A 19865-nucleotide genomic window follows, 5' to 3' on the forward strand; every position below is an offset into this window, starting at 1 on the left:
GGGCGCGACATGACCCCCGACTAACCTGAACAGCTATGTTCGATTTTCACTCTAGCACTAACTAATACAGCTATGTTCGGATTGATGTGTGACGAGGGCCGTAGCGCACCGCCGCCGAAGAGAAGAGATGAGTCCCTCCTCGGCGTCGGGGCCGGTCAGCGCCTGGTGGCGTTCACCACCCACCAACTGGCACGCAACCCGACGACGCCCTCCTTCTCGTAGGGCCGCAGCGCGGCGGTCACGCGCTCGCGTGCCTCATCGACCTCGGACGGGCCGGCCTCCCGCAGGTGGAACCGGACGGGCCCGGTGCTGAGGAAGAACTCGGCGGCGTCGGCGGCGTCACTGCCGTAGACCATCCGTGTGACGACCGGCGACGCTGTCACGTCCGCGAAACCGGCGTCGCTGAGCACATCGGTGATGCGTTCCGGATCGGCCAGCGAGAACATGCCGGGTGCCCCCGGCGGCGAAGGGCGGAGTTCGTGCCCGAGCAGCGCCGAGTTCTGGACGACGAACCATTCGTTGGCGGCCATCTCCTGCGGGCAGACGAAAGCAAGGCGGCCACCTGGACGGAGCGCGCGGCCGATGTTGGCGAACGCGGCGACCGGATCGTTGAAGAACATGACTCCGCCCCGGCTGATGGCGACGTCGAACTCGCCTGCGGGGAAGGGGTGGACCTGCGCGTCGCCCTGTTCGAACCGTACGTTCGCGATGCCTTCCTCCATCGCGGTGGCGCGCGCCCGCGCGAGCATCGGCTCCGACAGGTCGACCCCCGTCGCGTGACCCTGCCCGGCCTCGCGCGCGGCCAGGCGGGTCGTCTGCCCGGCGCCGCACCCGACATCGAGCACGCGGGCGCGCGTGTCGATCGCGGCGGCGGCGAAGAGCTCCTTGTTGATCTCGCCGACCACGGTGTTCCAGCGTTCGGCGTGATCGGCCCAGTGCGCGCCGTCATAGCCGTTCCATGCCACGGCCTGCTCGGTGTTGGCGATGTGTCGCATCAAAGGTCTCCTTTTAGCGGTGAGGTGTCGATGCGCCGGTGTCAGGCGGAGAGTTGCCGGGCCTGTCCGAAGGCGCGGCCGAGCAGCACGTAGCCCAACGCGTACGGGGCGGCGCCGGTGATCTCGATGACGGATGTGGTCATCGAGTGCGGTCCGAAACCGAACAGGGACGCGGTGCCGCCGATCGCGTAGACGACGCCGCCGAATCCCAGGAGCAGGCCGGTCCACCGCTGCCCGTGGCGGTTGAGCAGCAGGGCGAGCAGCACGTATCCCAGCGGGAAGACGATGTTCGCGGCCAGCACGATGATGCCGCCCTCGATGTCGATGTCCTTGGAGGTGTGCACGAGGTCGGGCGCGTACCTGGCCGTCACCGGGTTGTGGCCGCCGTCGAAGACGATCAGACCGAACCAGAGCATGGTCCCGGTCAGAGCGGTGTACAGCGTGGTGAGCCCGCGCGGACCGAACCTGTTCATGACCAGAGCCACTACACCGGCCAGGCAGACCGCCTGGATCAGCAGGCTGATGGCCTCCATGGAGTGGGTGAAGGCGTACCACTGGGCGCCCGCCGCGATGTCGTGCCCGTCGCGGGCCGGGTGCAGGATGACGGTGAGCAGGAAGAACGGGCCCCCGATCATCGCGGTGAGCTTCACCGTCATCCGTATGTACCGGGTGTCGTCCTCGGCGCCGTGGTGGCGGAGGGGCGGGGGTGGTGTCGTCGTGCCGGCGGCATCGTGCGCCGGGCGGTGGCTACTCATCGTCGTTCTCCTGGATCTCATCGCCTTGCGGCGCGTCTGGTGCGCGGATCGGCGGACGTGCGGGAGATAACCTGAACAAACGTGTTCGGCTTTTAGGCTAGCATGTAACCCGTACGTACCTGTTCGGGTTCGCCCGACGGATCGGCCAGCACAGCGAGGAATACGATGACCGCGAATCGCCCAGACGACAGTGACGACGCTCCCGTGCCCGCCTTCCTGACCCGCCGCCACATGCTCGGCGCCGGGACCGCGGCCGCGGCGAGTGGTCTGCTCCGATTCCCGCCACCGGCGCATGACGGGCAGCCGCGATCGGCGCCCCACATGAAGGTGTTACGTACGCCGGAGTCTCGGTTCCGGGATCTGGCCGGCTACCCGTTCGAGCCGCACTACGTCCATGTCGGCGCCGGGGACGGCACCGGTGGCCGGCTGCGGATGCACTACGTCGACGAGCGGCCGGCTGATCCGGTGAAGGAGTCAGGGCAGACGATCCTGCTTCTGCACGGGGAACCGTCCTGGAGCTACCTGTACCGGCACGTGATCCCGCCGCTCGTGGCCGCCGGGCATCGCTGCGTCGCCCCCGACCTGGTCGGCTTCGGCCGCTCCGACAAGCCCGCGTCCCGTTTCGCGTACACCTACCAGCGTCATGTCGACTGGCTGCGCGAAGCGGTGTTCGACCGGCTCGACCTGCGCGACGTGACCATGGTGTGCCACGACTGGGGTGGCCTGCTGGGGCTGCGACTGCTGGCCGAACATCCCGGCCGGTTCCGCCGCGTGGTGGCGACGAACACCTATCTTCCGACCGGTGACCAGGACGTCGGCCGGGCCTTTCACGCGTGGACGCAGTGGAGTCAGCGGGCCGAGCCGTTCGACGCCGGATCCGTGGTCGAGGCGGGCACGGTCGGCGAGCTCAGCCCGGCGGTGAAGGCCGGATACGACGCGCCGTTCCCGGACGAGACCTACCGGCAGGGCGCCCGCCAGTTTCCCCTCCTGGTGCCCATCACGGCCTGGGACGAGGCCACCGTTCCCAACCGCAACGCGTGGGCTGTGCTGCAGACACTGTCCATACCTTTCCTGTGCGCGTTCAGCGACCACGTGATCCTGCTGCCGCAGGCGCCGAACACCGACGACCCGAGCTACGCCGTCCCCAATCCCGACCAGTGGTTGCGCGAGCGCATCCCGGGCGCCCACGGCCGGCCGCACACCACCATCGCCGGCGCGGGCCATTTCGTGCAGGAAGACCAGGGCCCCAGACTCGCCGCGATCGTCAACGACTTCATCGAGTCGACGCGGTAGGGCCGGTCGCGACCCGTCATCGTCAGGCGCCGAAAGATCCTTCCGGGCTGGTGCGCCGGACATGCGTTGGCGCATCATTGGATCATGGCCGTGGGCGTGTGGTTCGGGGTGCTGGGGCCGCTCCGCGCCGAGGTGGGCGGCCGTGCGGCCCGGCTGGGTGGGCCCCGCCAGCAGGCCGTGCTGGCCCTGCTGCTGATAGCGGAGGGCAGGACCGTCTCCGCGGAACGGATCCTCTCGGAAGTGTGGGACGGCTCCCGCCCGCCCTCCATGACGACGCTCCACGGTTATGTCGGGGATCTGCGCAGGGCGCTGGAGCCGGAACGGGAGCCCGGCGCTCCGGCCCGGCTGCTGGTGCGCGAGGGGTCGGGCTACGCCCTGCGCATCACCCCCGCGGCGGTCGACGCCGGGCTCTTCACGGATCTGGCCGCTCGGGGCCGGCGCTCGCTGGAGGGCGGCGAACCGGAACAGGCGACGGAGCTCCTCGGGCAGGCGCTGGCGCTCTGGCGGGGCCCGGCCTACGCGGACTTCGCCGGGGCCGCCTTCGCGGCGCCCGACGCGACCCGGCTGGAGGATCTGCGGGCCACGGTGCGCGAGGACCGGCTCGCCGCCGTCATCGCGTCGGGGCGGCACGCCGCCGCCGTGGGTGAGCTGGAGGCGCTGGTCGCCGAGCAGCCGCTCCGGGAGCGCGGCTGGGAACTGCTGGCTCTCGCCCTGTACCGGTCGGGGCGGCAGGCCGAGGCCCTCGCCACGCTGCGCAGGGTGCGCAGACGGCTCGCCGACGAGCTCGGCATCGATCCGGGACGGGGCCTGCGCGAACTGGAGGCCGCCGTGCTCGCCCAAGAACCGGCGCTCTCCCCGGACTCACGGCCGGCCCGGGGAGAGCCGCTTGCGCCGGAGACAGGGGTCGCCACGGCACCTGCGGCCCCCGGCCGCGTGCCGTCCCCCCACCGCTCGGCCCCGGCACCGCCCGCGGGCAATCTGCCGTTCGCGCTGTCCAGCTTCGTCGGCCGCGGCGGCGACCTCGCGGCTGTCGCGGATCTGCTGGACGGGCACCGGCTTGTCACGCTCACCGGCCCAGGTGGGGTCGGCAAGACCCGCCTGGCACTGGAGGTGGCGCGCGCCCGCACCGACGCCGACGGGCCGTGGCTCGTCGAGCTCGCGGGGCTGCGCGCCCCCGAACTGCTCACCGCCACCATCGCCACCGCCCTGGGCCTGCCCGCCGCGTCGTCCCCCGATCAGCTGGCCGGGATGCTCGTCGGCCGCGATCTGCTGATCGTCGTGGACAACTGTGAGCACCTGCTGGTCCCGGCGGCCACGGTGGTCCACACCCTGCTGAGCCGATGCGGCGCCGTACGGATCCTCTGCACCAGCCGCGAACCGCTGGGCATCACCGGTGAGACGGTCTACGAAGTGCCGCCGCTGCACGCCGAGACGGAGGCCGCGGAGCTCTTCCTCCGTCGCGCGGCCGCCACCCAGGCCGGCTGGACGCCGGGGCCGGACGACAGGGAGAGGATCGCCGCCCTGTGCGCGGGTCTCGACGGCATCCCGCTGGCCATCGAACTCGCCGCCGCGCAGTGCCGGACGCTGTCCGTCGGCCAGATCGCCGACGCGCTGGAGGACCGCTTCACTCTGCTGGTGGGCGGTCCCGCCGGACGGCCGGACCGCCATCGGACCCTGCTGGACACGGTGGCCTGGAGCGACCAGCTGCTGCGACCGGCGGAACGCCGGCTCTTCCACCGGCTCGGCGTGCTCTGCGCCGGCTTCGACCTCGAGGGCGCGGCCGCCGTTGGGGGAGTGACGCCCGTCCTGGCCCCTCTGTCGGCGCTGGTCCGCAAGTCGCTGGTCACCGCCGAACCGGGCACGGCGCCACGCCGCTACCGGATGCTGGAGACACTGCGCCAGTACGCCTTGGGCTTCCTCTCCCCGGAGGAGCTGGCCGGAGCCCGGGAACGCCATCGCGCCTGGGCCCTGTCCCGGGCGGAAAGCGCCGAACGCCACATCCGCGGCCCTCAAGGGGTGGCGTTGCTGGACGGCCTGAGCCGTGACCAGCCGGAGTTCCGGGCCGCGTTCGCCTCCGCGCTGGCGGAGGGTGACGGCGAACACGCGCTGCGGCTCGGCGGCGCGCTCTTCTGGTTCTGGTTCCGCCGAGGTCACGTCGCCGAGGGGCTGGCCTGGCTGTCCCAGGCCTTCGCGGCCGCCCCGACCGCCGGCGCGGGTGTCCGGGCGCGTGCCAGATTCGCCGTCGGGGCCCTGCGCTACGTCGCAGGTCAGACCGCGCGGGCTCACGAGGCGGCCCGTACGGCCATCGAGGAGGCCCGCGAGGCCGGAGACCCGGTGACGGAGGCCAGCGCGACCGCCTACGCCGGCTACCTGGGACTGCTTGCCGGGGCGGCGGTCGACGCCGCGGCCCTCGCCGGCACGGCCGTCGAGCTCGCCCGGCGCACCACCCAGGTCTGGCTGGAGGCGGAGACCCTCATGGTCCAGGGCATGGTGCTCCGGATCCTGGGCGACCTGCCGGGCGCCGACGCCGTCTTCCGGGAGGCGATCGCCGCCGCCCACGCCAGTGGCCACGACTGGGTGGCCGACGGAGCCGCCTGGTGCGACATGAAGACCGCCTCGGACCGCGGGGACGGCCCCCGGGCGCTCGCCATCGCGGGGGACATCCTGGCCGCGATGGACCTATACGGAGACATCTCCTTCTGGCTGGTGACGGTGCACAGCGCGGCCCGCGCGCTCACGCTGACCGGGCAGGCCGAGCAGGCGGCCCTGCTGATGGGCGCGGTCGAGGCCATTGGCCGGCGGGCCGGCGTCTCTCCCGAGCTGATGGACCCGATCGACGGGCCGCGTGAGGCGGCCGCCGTACGAGGGGCGCTGCCGCCGGACGAGTACGAACGTCATGCGGCACGCGGGCGCGCGCTGTCCCGGGAGGACGCGAGCGCCCTGCTCACGAACCTGATCGACGGTCATCGGCTCCCGCGATAGCGGCTCACCCGGCCGCCGGCGCGGCCTGAATAGACCGTTCCAAGCCGATTCCCAGTGACCGCCAAGCGGCCACGCACATTCTCGTGTCGTGAACGCGGCCGCACACACAGGGCGGCCGGACAACGAGGTGAACCATGATCGAGCGAATGATCCGGGTGAGGACACCATGACAGACACCGGCCACCTCCCCACCGGGCACGCCGTCGTTCTCGGAGCGGGCGTCGGCGGACTGCTGGCGGCCCGGGTGCTCAGCGAGACGTTCGAACGGGTCACGGTGGTCGACCGTGACGCGCTGCCCGAGCGGGGAGTCCCGCGGCGCGGAGTGCCGCAGGGCCATCACGCCCACGGGATGCTGTCCCGGGGCTGCGAGATCCTCGACGACCTGTTCCCCCGGCTGACCGCGGATCTGATCGCCACCGGCGCCACCCCCTGCGACATCCAGAACGACGTCCGCTGGTACAACGACGGCCGGCTGTTGCGGCGGGCGCCTTCGCCGCTGCGCGGCCTGACGGTGAGCCGCCCGCACCTCGAAGGCGCGTTACGGGCCCGGGTGGCGGCCCTTCCGGGCGTCGTGATCCACGGGCGCTGCGAGGCGGTCGAGCCGATCGCCGGCGTGGGCGGCGCGGTCACCGGAGTGCGCCTGCTGCGGCAGGGGCACGAAACCCCCGAGGACATGGCGGCGGACCTAGTGGTGAACGCCACGGGCCGCGGGAACCGGGGCGCGGAGTGGCTGCGCCGCCTGGGATACGAGCCCCCGGCGGAGGACCGCGTCGACTCCGGGCTGGCGTACGTCTCGCGCGACTATCGACGCCGGCCGGGCGACGCCGACGCCGTCGCCCTCATCGTGGGACACAGTGCGTCGGTCCCGAGGGGCGGGGTCGCGCTCAGCGCGGAGGGGGACCGCTGGCTCGTCACCCTGTACGGCATGGGCGACGACGTGCCGCCGGTCGACCCGGACGGGTACCACCGGTTCGCGGCCCGCCTTCCGGTCCCCGACCTGCATGACCTTCTGCGGCGCCTCGAACCGCTCGGGGCTCCGCGGCTGATGCGCATCCCCGTGGCCATCCGCCGCCGTTACGAACGGCTGCGCCGCTTCCCCGAGGGCTATCTGGTGTTCGGCGACGCCCTGTGCCAGTTCAATCCCACGTACGGGCAGGGCATGACGGCGGCGGCCTGCGAGGCCGTCGCTCTGCGCGACTGCCTGGCGGACGGCGGACGGCACGGCCTGGCCCGCCGTTTCCACGAGCGTGCCGCGCGGATCATCGACGTGCCGTGGGACATGTCAGCCGGGGGCGATCTCCGGTTCCCGTCCGTCGAGGGCCGGCGCACCCTGCGCGTGCGGCTGCTGAACGGCTACCTCTCCCGCGTTCACGTGGCCGCGGAGGCGGACCCGGTGGTGGGGCGCGCCTTCCTGAGCATCGCCAACCTGCAGACCCACCCGCGGCGCCTGTTCTCGCCGGGAGTCATGGCACGCGTGCTCCGGCCGCGTGCCGGCGCCCCGGACGCCCCGCTGCCCGCCGCCCGGGAAGAGTCCCGGCCGGTCACTGACCACCCCGGCCCGTCCCGGGCCGGGCGTCGCAACCCGAGAAAGCGGTCCGGAAAGGACCGCGAGAGAAAGGCAGTCTCATGACCAAGCGCATCACCACCGGCATCACCCTGGCGACCGCGGCCGTACTGGGCGGGCTCGCCCTCGCGGGCCCGGCCGCCGCGCAGACGGCCACCGCGGGCAACGCGGTCTGGGTCGAGCCCGGCGCCACCAGGTCGTTCCTGGCCATGTGCCCTTCGTACGCGCCCACGATGCTGACCGGCACGATCGTCATCACCGCCGGTCCCGGGGTGTCGCTCACCACCAGCCTGGACACCGACTCCGACGCCTTCAGCCGCGACAAGCTCACGGTGACGGCCACGAACGGAGGCGCCGCCCGCGTGTACGTCTCGGCCAAGGCCTCCTGCACCAGCTGACCGTCCGGCCCACACTGTCGTTAACGGCCATCGCTTCTCCTTCGATCTGAAGGATCAGGCGATGGCCGTCCTCATTTCCGGACGCCATGCCTCTGCCAGCGGAAACACTCACACCACTCCCGTGGACGCGACCAAACTCATCGACTGGTACGGCACTCCGAGACTGAAATTTTCAGCATCGTGATGGAGAAACTTTCTAACGTCCTATCCCTGTAGGTGTGAACGCCTGTCGGTGGAGAGCGCTGAACACGCCGCTGACCAGGAGTGGCGGGGAGTGAGACGCTTCCGGCCTGTCAACCCTGATGAGGATGCTCCGTTCAGCGGTCTGCGGGCCGCTCGGCGGACGGTGACTCCGATAAATGATGATGCTATGTTTCGCGAAATATTTAGTTGTTGTTGCGTAACTGGGATCGCTCTGTTTTCGGCTCTCAACGTATTGGAATCGGTTCGGCGGTCGAGGATCCCTGTTCCGCACCAACCCTCTGACGGCCGTCCGGCATGACAAGACCATGAAAGGCAGAGGAGATCACACGTGAATCTGCAGCTCTTACGCAGAGCGCGGCTGTGGGTGAGCATGGTCGCAGGCACCCTGGCCGTGCTGCTGCCGGCAGGGATGATCACGGCCGTCACCGCCCAGGCGGCCACGGGCTGTCGTGTGGCGTACACGGTCACCTCCCAGTGGCCGGGCGGTTTCACCGCCGATGTGGGCATCACGAACCTCGGTGACCCGATCAACGGCTGGAGGCTTACCTGGACGTTCCCCTCGGGGCAGCAGGTCACCCAGCCGTGGAACAGCACGATCACCTCGTCGGGCGCGCAGGTCACCGCCGTCAACGCGAGCTGGAACGCGGCCATCGCGACCAGCGCGACGGTCTCCTTCGGCTTCAACGGGTCGTGGTCGGGCGCCAACACCGCGCCGAGTACCTTCACGCTCAACGGCGTCACGTGCACGGGGAACGTCGGCTCGCCGTCGCCGTCGGCGAGTCCGTCGCGGTCCCCCAGCCCGTCGCCGTCGGCCAGCCCGTCGCGGTCCCCCTCGCCGTCTCCCTCGCCGTCGGCGTCGCCCAGCTCCTCGCCGTCGCCGTCGCCGTCGCCGTCGCCGTCGCCTTCGGTGTCTCCGCCGCCGGGCGACGCGATGGCCAGGGTGGCCGCCATGCAGCCCGGCTGGAACCTGGGCAACACCTTCGACGCGATCCCTGACGAGACGTCATGGGGCAACCCGCCGACGACCCAGGCCATGCTGCACTACGTGCGGTCCCAGGGTTACAACAGCATCCGGATCCCGATCACCTGGAACGACCACCAGGGCCCGGCGCCGGACTACACCCTCGACGCCGCGTGGCTGAGCCGCGTCCGCCAGGTGATCGACTGGTCCCTCGCCGAGGGCTTCTACGTGATGATCAACTTGCATCACGACTCCTGGGAGTGGATCAACGGGTACCCGGGCGACCGTACAAACGTCATGAACAGGTACAACGCTCTGTGGCGGCAGCTCGCCGGGACGTTCCGTGACTACTCGCAGAAGCTGGTGTTCGAGAGCATCAACGAGCCGCAGTTCACCGGCACCTCGGGAGACAGCGAGAGCGATCAGGTGCTGAACGAGCTCAACACCGCGTTCGTCCGCCTCGTGCGCGCGTCCGGCGGCGGCAACGCCACCCGGCTGCTCGTGCTGCCCACCCTGTACACCAGCTCTGAGCAGGCCCGGCTGGACGCGTTGACCGGCACCTTCAACCAGCTGCACGACCCCAACCTCGCCGCGACGGTCCACTTCTACGGGTGGTGGCCGTTCAGCGCCAACATCGCCGGCGGCACCCGCTATGACACCAACGTCGAGAGCGACCTGGTCGGCGGCTTCGACCGGGTCTACAACACGTTCGTGTCCCGCGGGATCCCCGTGATCATCGGAGAGTGGGCGCTGCTCGCCTACGACTACACCCGGCCCGGCATCATCGAACGCGGTGAGTTCCTGAAGTACATCGAGGCCGTCGGCTACAACGCCCGCATCCGCAAGCTGACCACCATGCTCTGGGACGCGGGCTCGTTCCTGGAGCGCAACGCGCTGCGATGGCGGGACCAGGGCATCTACGAGATGATGAAGGCCAGCTGGACCATGCGATCGGGCACGGCCTCCTCCGATCAGGTGTATCTCCCGCGCAGTGGCACGATCAGCGCCAAGACGCTCACGCTCAACCTCAACGGCACCTCGTTCCAGGGCCTGCGACAGGGCGGCACGAACCTGACCAACGGCGCCGACTACACCGTGTCAGGCAACACGCTGACCCTCACCGCGGCCGCCCTCACCCGGCTGGCCGGCAACCGGGCCTACGGCGTGAACGCCACCATCGAGGCCCGCTTCTCCCAGGGCGCGCCCTGGCAGATCAGCATCATCACCGCCGACCCGCCGACGCAGGCCGCCACCAGCGGCACGACCTCCTCGTTCTCCATCCCCACCCAGTTCCGCGGTGACCAGCTCGCCACGATGGAGGCCAAGTACGCCGACGGCAGCCCCGCCGGACCGGCCAACTGGACCACGTACAAGGAGTTCTGGGCGACCTTCCAGCCCGACTACACCGCGAACACCATCATCCTGAAACCCGAGTTCTTCGCCGAGGTCAACGACGGACGCGTCACCCTCACGTTCCACTTCTGGAGTGGAACGAACATCACTTACTACATCACCAAGTCCGGCACCAACGTGACCGGCAGCACCACCTGACCACACACAGGCACGGGGGTCGCGGCCACATCGGCCGCGGCCCCCGTCGCAGAGCGATGGAGTGCCGTACGAAGATCCGTCGATCGCCGTTCCGGCGATCCGGACACTCCCCGGAACTCCGGAAAGCGAGAACCCGTGTACCTCTCGTCTCTCCGCGGTCGCGGCTTACGGCGCCGGCTCTCCGCGGCCGTGGTCATGGCCATGGTCATGGCCGCGGTCGGCGCCGTCCTCACGACATCCGGTACGGCGGCTCAGGCGGAGACCCAGGCCGTCAACGTCACCGTCAACGTCCGTGAAGGACTGGGCACCGTGCCCGACACCGCGTACGGCCTCAACCAGGCGGTGTGGGACGGAAACATGAACACTCCGGCGTCGGTGGATCTTCTCAGCAAGGCCGGCGTGCAGATGATGCGCTATCCCGGTGGTTCCTACGGCGACGGCTTCCACTGGAAGACCAGCACCGTCTCCGGCGGCGGGTACGTGGCGCCGGGGACGGACTTCGATTCCTTCATGGGCACCGTCAAGGCCATCGGAGCCCAGGCGATCCTCATCGCGAACTACGGCTCGGGCACGCCGCAGGAGGCCGCCGACTGGGTGAAGTACGCCAACGTCACCAAGGGCTACGGCGTGAAGTACTGGGAGATCGGCAACGAGATCTTCGGTAACGGCTACTACGGCGCCGACTGGGAGCTCGACTACCACGAAAGCAAAGGCCCGGCCGCGTACGCGAACAACCTGGTGCAGTACGCCCAGGCGATGAAGGCGGTCGATCCCACGATCAAGATCGGGGCGGTGGTCACGGATCCGGGCAACTGGCCGGACGGGGTCGTCGCGACCGGTGACAGCGCGGCCTGGAACCAGACGGTGCTGTCGATCGCGGGGCCGTACATCGACTTCGTGATCATGCACTACTACCCGAACCACACCACCGCCGCGGACGTCCTCCAGCAGGTGCGACTGCTCCCCGGTGAGCTGGAGCAGGTGCGGCGGCAGATCGACCAGTACGCCGGTCACAACGGCCCCAACATCGGCATCGCGCTGACCGAGACCTCGTCCAACTACCAATCGGACACCCAGGTGGGCGGCCTGTTCACCGCGGACGTCTACTTCGCCGCGCTGGAGAACGGCGTGTTCACCGTGGACTACTGGGACACCCGCAACGGCATGGGCGACGTCAGCACCGCACCCGACGGGTCGACGTCGTACGGCGACGGCGGCCTGCTGTCGAGCGGCAACTGCAACGGCGAGAACGTCTGTGAGCCGCCGCTGAACACGCCGTTCGCGCCCTACTACGCGCTGCAGATGCTCAGCGAGGTGGCACTGCCCGGCGACACGCTGGTCAAGGCCGCCTCCGACAACCGGCTCGTCACCGTGCACGCGGCCCGCAACGCCGACGGCGGCCTCAGCGTCGAACTGGTCAACAAGGACCCCGGCACCGCCTACACCGTGCACCTCGGCTACGACGGCTGGACCCCCAGCGGCGCCACGCCGACCGTCCACACCCTCGGCTCGGGGTACACCTCGATCGCCACCTCCAAGCAGGGAACCGCGAGCACGCAGGTCATTCCGCCGTACTCGATCGTGACGCTCAAGCTCACGCCGTCGGCCACCAACCCGGTCAGCACCACGCTGACCGCGCCCGGCGGCCCGGCGGCGAGCGACGTCACCGCCGGCACCGCGACCGTCTCCTGGCGACCGTCCACCGGCGGCGATGTCACCCGCTACGCCGTCTACCAGCAGTTCGGCACCAACAGTGTGCTGCTCGGCGAATCGACCTCGACCTCGTTCACCGCGCGGAACCTGGTGCCCGGCACCTCCTACACGCTGAACGTGCTCGCCACCGACCAGAAGGGCTATCTCTCGATGCCCTCCAAGCCCGTTACCTTCGTCACGGGCACACCGCGCGACAGCACCTGCGCCGTGACGTACGACCTCGCCACGGGCTGGGGCAGTGGTTTCGTGGCGAACATCAGTGTCACCAACACCGGTCCCACTCCCATCACGGGATGGACGCTGGCGTTCACCTTCCCGGCCTCGACCGAATCAGTCTCCGACAGCACCTGGAACGGCGACTTCTCACTGGACGGCCGGCACGTGATCGTCACTCCGGCCGGCTCCAACACCTATCTCGCCGCGAACGGCGGCAACACCGTCAGCCTCGGGTTCGTCGGCAACCAGACCGGGGCCAACCCGCCCCCCGCCTCTTTCACGCTGAACGGGACTGTCTGCACCACGACTTACTCGTACTGAAACATCGGGATCCGGGCCGGGCGGCGGCGCCGGGCCGGCCCGCACCGCCCGGTCGTACGAGGACCACGTGTGTTCTACCTGTCTGGCCCGCGATCGGCGTTCCGCCGTAGCGAATCGATACGACAGCTACATGATCAGGAGACGGTATGCCCCCCGTGAAACTGTCCGGGCTCCGCCGGCGAACCGCTCTCGCCGGTACCGCTCTGCTCGCCGGAGCCCTGCTTGGCGCTCCGTCTCTGAGCGGCACGGCCACAGCGGCTCCCGCTGTCTACGATCCGACGTGGGCGTCGGTGGACCAGCATCCGGCCGCGCCGGAGTGGTTCCAGGACGCCAAGTTCGGCATCTACTGGCATTGGGGTGCCTTCGCGACGCCGCAGTACGGCACCGAGTGGTACCCCCGCACGATGTACATCCCGGGCTCCAGCGAGAACAATCACCACAAGAGCGTCTACGGCGACCCGTCTGTGTGGCCGTACAACAACTTCATCGACGGGGCCCGGGACAAGGCCGGCAACTGGGTGCAGTTCGCGCCGAAGCTGAAGTCGGCCGGCGGCAACTTCGACCCGAACGAGTGGGCGCAGTTGGTCGCCGACTCCGGGGCCAAGTTCGCCGGGCCGGTGGCCGAGCACCACGACGGCTTCTCCATGTGGGACAGTCAGGTCAACGAGTGGAACTCCGTCGATCGCGGGCCCAAGCTCGATCTGGTCGGGCTGTTCGCGTCCGCGGTCCGGGCCAAGGGCCTGAAGTTCATGCTCTCGATGCATCACCTCTACAACTTCACGGGTTACTACGACCACGTGCCCGCCCAGCCCACCACCACGCTGAAGAAGCTGTACGGCCAGCTGGGCAACGCCGCCGAACAGCAACTGTGGTACGACAAGCTCAAAGAGGTCGTCGACAAGTACCAGCCGGACATGATCTGGCAGGACGGCGGCCTCTACCTTGTCGACGAGGCCAAGCGGCTCAACTTCCTGTCGTACTACTACAACCAGGCCAGCAAGTGGGGCAAGGAGGTCGTGGCCACCTACAAGGACGGCTTCGACACCAAGGGCGAGGTGTACGACTACGAACGCGGCGGCCCGGCCGGCATCCAGTCCCCCTACTGGCTGACCGACGACTCCGTCAGCAATCCGTCGTGGTCCTACACCCCGACACTCACCTACTACAGCTCGGCCGCGCTGGTCCACTCGCTGATCGACCGGGTCAGCAAGAACGGCGACATGCTGCTCAACATCTCGCCCATGGCCGACGGCACGATCCCGCAGGCGCAGAAGGACCTGCTGGGCGCCATCGGCACGTACCTGAAGCGCAACGGCGAGTCGGTCTACTCCACCCGCGCCTGGACGACCTACGGCGAGGGCCCGACCAAGATGGGTGGCGGCAGTTTCGTCGAGCCCCGGGCCGGCACCGCGCAGGACATCCGCTACACCCGCAGCAAGGACAACACCGTGCTGTACGCCACGGTGCTCGGCTGGCCGGGCTCGAACCTCAACCTCGCCTCCCTGGCCGGCAGCAAGATGGACCTGTCCAACCTGAGCAAGGTGGAGATGATCGGCGACACCGCCGGCACCTACATCAACCTGCCCGCCCGCAACCAGGACGGGAGCGGCCTGCACGTCACCATGCCCAACCAGCCCTACTCCGCGCTGGCCTACGTGGTCAAACTCACCTTCAACGGCCCGATGAAGACCTCTCCCGGCACGACGAGCGGCGCCTTGCGCGACATCAACTCCGGTAAGTGCCTGGACGTCCCCAACGTCTCCCAGACCAACGGCACCCAGACGCAGATCTGGGACTGCACCGGTGGCGTCAACCAGCAGTGGGCGACCACCAGCGCGAGCGAGCTGCGGGTGTACGGTAACAAGTGCCTTGACGTCAACGGCAACGGCACCGCCGACGGCACGCCCGTGATCATCTGGGACTGCAACGGCCAGAACAACCAGAAGTGGCGCCTCAACTCCGACGGCTCCATCACCGCCGTCGGCGCCAGCAAGTGCCTGGATGTCTCCGCGTTCGGCACCGCCAACGGCGCCAAGGTCCAGATCTGGACCTGCACCGGTGCGAACAACCAGAAGTGGACCCGAAGCTGACGTATTGACGGCGAGCCCTCAACCGTTCGGCGGCGCCGTGCTCTCCCGGACGGTGAGGGTGGTCGCGATCTCCAGCCCAACCTGTGTGATCTCCTCGCCGCGCCCGAGAGACAGCGCCAGCTCGGTCGCGGCGATCGCCATCTCGTTCAACGGCTGGTGAACTGTGGTCAGAGGCGGGTCGACCCAGGCCACAACCGGCAGATCGTCGAAACCTACCACGCTGAGATCCTGGGGGATCGACAGTCCTGCCTCGCGGGCGGCCTGGTAGACGCCGAGCGCCTGCAGGTCGTTCGCGGTGAAGATGGCACTGGGCCGGTCGGGCCGGGAGAGCAGGTCGCGCGCCGCGGCGTAGCCGTTCTCGCGGGTGAGCAGGGTGCGGATCACGAGGCCGGGATCCGCGGGCAGCTCGGCCTCGGCCAGCGCGGAGAGGTAGCCGGCCAGCCGAGCACGGCAGAACGGGTGATCCGGGCCGCTGATCATGGCGATGCGGCGGTGTCCCAGCTCGATCAGGTGCCGGGTCGCGGCCTGGCCGCCTCGCCAATTGGTGGCGCCCACGAACGGTACGTCGTCCGGTAGTTCGTCGATCGGGTCGAAGACGACGAACGGGATGCCTTTCGCGGTCAGTTGATCGCGCTCCGCCCGTGAGAGCTGCGACACCGACAGGACACATTGAGGACGGCGTCCGACCGTGTCGTCGATGGACATGCCCACCGAGTCGTGGAGGCCGAACTCCGAGACCATGACTCCGACGCGGTTCTTGCGGGCCACCCGCTCGACGCCGCGGATGATCTCCACGGCCCACATGCTCTCAAGCTCGCGGAACACCAGTTCGACGATGTTGCTCCGGCTGCCGGTGGGCTTGCGGTATCCGTACTGGTTGACCAGTTCTTCGATACGGGCGCGCGTCTGCGCCGACACCCCCGAGCGCCCATTGATCACCTTCGACACGGTGGGGATCGACACCCCGGCGGACTCGGCGATATAGGCGATGGTGACCGATCCCGGCCCGCCGCCCTGCGAGCTCTGCTCGTCGGCCGCAGCTCCGTCCGACCGGTTGTCCGTCACGTTCGCCCTTCCTCGTCAACGGCGCGCCCGCCACGTCGGCGTCCGCCTGAATCCGCCCGGTCTTCACGCGACGGTCTGGGGCCATTCTGGCATCCGCGGCGGCCGGGTGGTTCACCCCTTGACCGCGCCCGTGAGAACTCCCGTGCGGAAGTGCTTCTGGACGAACGGGTAGACGATCAGGAGCGGCACCAGGGTCAGCGCCACCACCGCCATCTGCGTCGACAGGGGAGTGGTCTGCGTGTGCGCCAGGCCGAAGCCCGCGTTGACCGATCCCGGCATCCCGGCGCCGCGGTTGACATAGGTGAGCAGCACGTACTGCAGCGGCCACTTCTCGCTGTCGGTCGGCAGGTAGAGCATGACGGTGAAAAAGGAGTTCCAGTAGCCGACGGCGTAGAAGAGGGCGATTACCGCCGTCACCGCGCGAGAGGTCGGCAGGACGACCGACCAGAGGATCCGCCAGTCGCCCGCGCCGTCCATCCGGGCCGCGTCGATCAGTTCGGCGGAGGTCTTCGCGTAGAAGGAGCGGAGCACCAGGATGTTGAAGACCGAGACCGCGCTCGGGAGGATCAACGCCCACCACTGTCCGTAGCCGCCCAGCCCGGTGACCACCAGGAAGGTGGGGATCAGCCCGCCGCTGACGAACATCGTGACGATGAGCAGCACCAGGATGAGGCGGTGCCCGAGCGAACGCGGACGCGACAGGCCATAGGCGCACAGGACCGAGACGACCATGGACAGCGCCGTGCCGGCGACGGTGATGCCGAGGCTGACCATCAGCGCGGTGCGTACGGTCGGGTCGGTCAGCATCTCCCGGTAGGCCTGCAAGGTGAGGCCGTCGGGCCAGACGACGAGGCCGCCGGCCCGGTTGACGGCACCGGGCGTGGACAGGCTGGTCACCACGACGATCCACAACGGGACCAGCATGACCGCCAGCACCCCGCCGAGGGAGAGGCCCTTGGCGGACTGGCCGGCGAGGGTCGGCCGCTCCTGCCACGGCCGGCGTTCCGCCCGCGCCCGCGGTGCCCTCGCCGTGCTCGTGCCGGTGCCGATGGTGAACACCTTGGTCATCTCCGGTACAGTCCGTCCTCGCCGAAGCAGTGCGCCAGCTTGTTGGCGCCCCAGATGAGCAGGAGCGATATCACGCTCTTGAAGAGCCCGGCCGCCGCACCCAGGCTGTAGTCGGCCGTCGCGATGCCGTAGTAGAACGCATAGGTGTCGAGCACCTCCGCGCTCTCGTGGCCGACGGCGTCGCGCTGGATGAGGAACTGCTCGAAGCCCACCGAGAGCGCATTTCCGAGGCGGAGCACCAGCATCAGCACGATCACTCCACGCAGGCCCGGAAGGGTGATGTGCCACATCCGCCTGAAGCGCCCGGCGCCGTCCACGGCCGCGGCCTCGTAGAGCCCGGGATTGACGGCGGACAGAGCGGCCAGGAAGACCACGATCCCCCAGCCGGCCTCCTTCCAGACCACCTGCGAGGTGACAAGCAGCACGAAGGTGCTCGGATTGGTCGTGATGTCCCAGGTCTGCAGGTCGTGGGAGCGCAGGAACTGGTTGAGCGCGCCCGCACCGCCCAGCAACTGCTGAAATATCGTGATGACCAGCACCCATGAGAAGAAGTGCGGCAGGTAGACGACCGACTGGATGAAGTTGCGCATCCGCCCGCTGAGCACCGAGTTGAGCAGCAGCGCCAATGCGATCGGGATCGGGAAGAACAGGACCAGCTGGACCAGGCTGAGGTAGAGCGTGTTCTTCAGCGCGCCCCAGAACAGCGGGTCGGCGAACAGCCGGTGGAACTGGTCGAAGCCCGCCCAATCGCTGTTCCAGACCCCGGCCAGCGGGTCGTAGTACTGGAACGCGGTGAGCAGCCCGAACAGCGGGGCGTAGTTGAAGACGAGCAGCAGGACGACCGCGGGGACCACCATGATGAGCAGAGAGCGGTCGCGCCGCAGCCTGATCCGCCGGCCCGGACGCTCCTGCCACGAGCGCGGTGTGCTCACTGACCGGTGCCGTATTTGCTCAGCACGTTGTCGGTCATCCACTGCGTGAGCCGGTCGCCGCCGCCGGTCTTCCATGTGGAGACGGCGGCCTGGACCTCGGAGACCTTCGTTCTCCCGTGATAGCAGTCCTTGATGGCGTCCTCGACGGCCTGCGCCGCACTGGCCGCCGACAGTGACTGGGGCATGCTGATGTTCGTGTTCCAGAAGACCGGCTTGTAGAGCGCCTTGACGTTGGCGGCCTGCCAGGCGGCGTAGTCCCTGGTGACGATGCCGGCGCCGGGGTTACTGATCACGGCGGGCGGCGAGGCCAGGAACGGGAAGGTCATCGCCTGGACGAACTTCTTCCCGTCCTCGGTCGCGGTCGGAACCCCGTCCTTCATCGTGAAGTGGACGCCCTCGACCCCGAAGTTCACCATCGTGTACTCGGCCGAGCCGAAGGGAGCGGCCAGGTAGTCGGCGACCGCGAGCAGTTCCTCGATCTGGTCCGGCTTCAGCCTGTTGTTGAGATAGCTGATGACGTTCGTGGAGGGTCCCATGGCGACGCGGGGCGCGCTCGTGCCGTCCGCGGCGAAGAAGTCGAACGCGCCGCGGCGGTAGTCCTTGTCGGCGGCGGTGCCGGACTGGTGGTCGGCGAGGTTCCAGGCGCCGCTGCCGCCGCCACTGATCAGCACCTTCCCCGAGTAGAAGCGGGTGTCGGCATTCGCGTTCTGACCGGCGGCGGCGTCCGGATGCAGGTAGCCGGCCCGCGCCATGCGATGGTGCCAGTCGAGCGCCTCGAAGAACTGCGGCATCTCGTACTTGTGGATAAGCCTGCCGTCCCGGACATCCCACGTCAGGGGGACGTCCCAGGCGGGGAAGAGGTAGGTCCACACGTCGTCGAAGGCCCAGACGCCGCGTTTGGCGTCGGTCAGCTCCCTGCCCAGGTTCATCAGGTCGTCCGCCGACCGCACCTGGTCGGCGGTGATTCCCTTCGCCTGCAGGACGTCCCGGCGGTGGAAGACGGCGCCGGCGATGACGAAGTCGCTGGAGAAGGAGGGGATGCCGTAGAGCTTGTCGCCCCACGCTCCGGTCTGCCAGGCGCCGGTCGGGATGGCGGCGAGGTTCGGATACCTCTTGATCTTGTCGCCCGCCAGGTAGGGCGTGAGGTCGGCGAGTTGCGTCCCAGCCAGCCCGCCGACGTTGAAGATGGAGTTCCACCAGGTCGGCAGCTGGATCCAGTCGGGCAGGCGCCTGGCGGCGGTCATCGTCGGGACGACGGTGTTGTAGTTGTTGCCGTCCGCCGGCTTCATGGTGAGGGTGACGCCCAGGGCCTTGTCCATGGCCTCGTAGAAGGAGTTCCCCGCAGGCGGCACGGTGCCCCAGAGCGGTGTGACGGCGGTGTAGCTCCCGCCCCGGCCCGGAGTTCCCTGGACGGTGGCGACCCGGCTTGCGGGGTAGGCCAGGAAGGCGGGATCGGTCGCGGCTCCGGCTCCGCCCGCCAAGGACGGGATGTCCGGCGTGACAGAGCCGCTGGGCACGTAGGACGGCAATGCCGCTCGCAGGCCCGCCCTGGTGTTCGTGCCGGCCTTCTGCCGGGCCGCGCCCCCGCAGGCGGCGAGGAGGGGAGTCGCCGCGGCGATGGCGACGAAGCTTCTGCGGTTCAACTCGGGTCTCACGGTGGGGGATGTCCCCTTCGAAGTCGGCGCGCTTCTGTGTTGCCGCGAGAGTAGTGACCTGTTTTCAGGGAGAACAAGAACAGTTCGTAAACGAAACTTTCC

13 protein-coding genes are annotated in these 19865 nt (G+C 69.1%); 7 read left to right on the plus strand and 6 right to left on the minus strand.

Going from position 1 to position 19865, the window contains the following annotated elements; genetic code table 11:
- Nucleotides 1-155: 155 nt before the first annotated feature.
- Nucleotides 156-995 (minus strand): class I SAM-dependent methyltransferase, encoded by an 840-nt coding sequence (locus JOL79_RS23370; protein ID WP_210158036.1) that lies wholly within the window; start codon nucleotides 993-995, stop codon nucleotides 156-158.
- Between the two features lie 41 nt (nucleotides 996-1036).
- Entirely contained in the window at nucleotides 1037-1750 is a 714-nt protein-coding gene (locus tag JOL79_RS23375; RefSeq protein WP_210158037.1) for a hypothetical protein, read from the minus strand.
- Nucleotides 1751-1915: 165 nt separating this feature from the next.
- Between JOL79_RS23375 and JOL79_RS23380 the strand changes: the two genes are divergently transcribed.
- From JOL79_RS23380 to JOL79_RS23410, 7 genes are all read left to right on the plus strand, one after another.
- Nucleotides 1916-3043, plus strand: a complete 1128-nt coding sequence (locus JOL79_RS23380) for a haloalkane dehalogenase (protein ID WP_230985336.1) — start codon at nucleotides 1916-1918, stop codon at nucleotides 3041-3043.
- Nucleotides 3044-3127: 84 nt separating this feature from the next.
- Nucleotides 3128-6025, plus strand: coding sequence for an AfsR/SARP family transcriptional regulator (locus JOL79_RS23385; protein ID WP_210158038.1), 2898 nt, complete (start codon nucleotides 3128-3130; stop codon nucleotides 6023-6025).
- 166 nt (nucleotides 6026-6191) lie between these two features.
- Nucleotides 6192-7655, plus strand: coding sequence for an FAD-dependent oxidoreductase (locus tag JOL79_RS23390; RefSeq protein WP_210158039.1), 1464 nt, complete (start codon nucleotides 6192-6194; stop codon nucleotides 7653-7655).
- Nucleotides 7652-7987, plus strand: a complete 336-nt coding sequence (locus JOL79_RS23395; RefSeq protein ID WP_210158040.1) for a hypothetical protein — start codon at nucleotides 7652-7654, stop codon at nucleotides 7985-7987. The genes JOL79_RS23390 and JOL79_RS23395 overlap by 4 nt, the downstream gene beginning before the upstream one ends.
- A gap of 532 nt (nucleotides 7988-8519) precedes the next feature.
- Nucleotides 8520-10703 (plus strand): cellulase family glycosylhydrolase, encoded by a 2184-nt coding sequence (locus JOL79_RS23400; protein ID WP_210158041.1) that lies wholly within the window; start codon nucleotides 8520-8522, stop codon nucleotides 10701-10703.
- Between the two features lie 135 nt (nucleotides 10704-10838).
- Nucleotides 10839-12953 (plus strand): cellulose binding domain-containing protein, encoded by a 2115-nt coding sequence (locus JOL79_RS35545; RefSeq protein WP_210158042.1) that lies wholly within the window; start codon nucleotides 10839-10841, stop codon nucleotides 12951-12953.
- Between the two features lie 146 nt (nucleotides 12954-13099).
- Complete coding sequence (locus tag JOL79_RS23410; protein ID WP_210158043.1) at nucleotides 13100-15043, plus strand: alpha-L-fucosidase; 1944 nt, start codon at nucleotides 13100-13102, stop codon at nucleotides 15041-15043.
- Nucleotides 15044-15061: 18 nt separating this feature from the next.
- On the opposite strand, the gene JOL79_RS23415 is transcribed toward JOL79_RS23410, so the two are convergent.
- From JOL79_RS23415 to JOL79_RS23430, 4 genes are all read right to left on the minus strand, one after another.
- Nucleotides 15062-16108 carry a LacI family DNA-binding transcriptional regulator gene (locus tag JOL79_RS23415; RefSeq protein WP_307848682.1) on the minus strand — a complete coding sequence of 349 codons (1047 nt, stop codon included), beginning with the start codon at nucleotides 16106-16108 and terminating at the stop codon, nucleotides 15062-15064.
- A gap of 111 nt (nucleotides 16109-16219) precedes the next feature.
- Complete coding sequence (locus JOL79_RS23420) at nucleotides 16220-17176, minus strand: carbohydrate ABC transporter permease (protein ID WP_210158044.1); 957 nt, start codon at nucleotides 17174-17176, stop codon at nucleotides 16220-16222.
- Nucleotides 17173-18108, minus strand: a complete 936-nt coding sequence (locus JOL79_RS23425; protein ID WP_307848683.1) for an ABC transporter permease — start codon at nucleotides 18106-18108, stop codon at nucleotides 17173-17175. The genes JOL79_RS23420 and JOL79_RS23425 overlap by 4 nt, the downstream gene beginning before the upstream one ends.
- Nucleotides 18105-19751 (minus strand): type 2 periplasmic-binding domain-containing protein, encoded by a 1647-nt coding sequence (locus JOL79_RS23430; RefSeq protein ID WP_210158046.1) that lies wholly within the window; start codon nucleotides 19749-19751, stop codon nucleotides 18105-18107. Before JOL79_RS23430 ends, JOL79_RS23425 begins: the two co-directional genes overlap by 4 nt.
- Nucleotides 19752-19865 lie beyond the last annotated feature (114 nt).

The sequence above is a fragment of the Microbispora oryzae genome (genome assembly GCF_017896165.1).
Lineage (GTDB): Bacteria > Actinomycetota > Actinomycetes > Streptosporangiales > Streptosporangiaceae > Microbispora > Microbispora oryzae.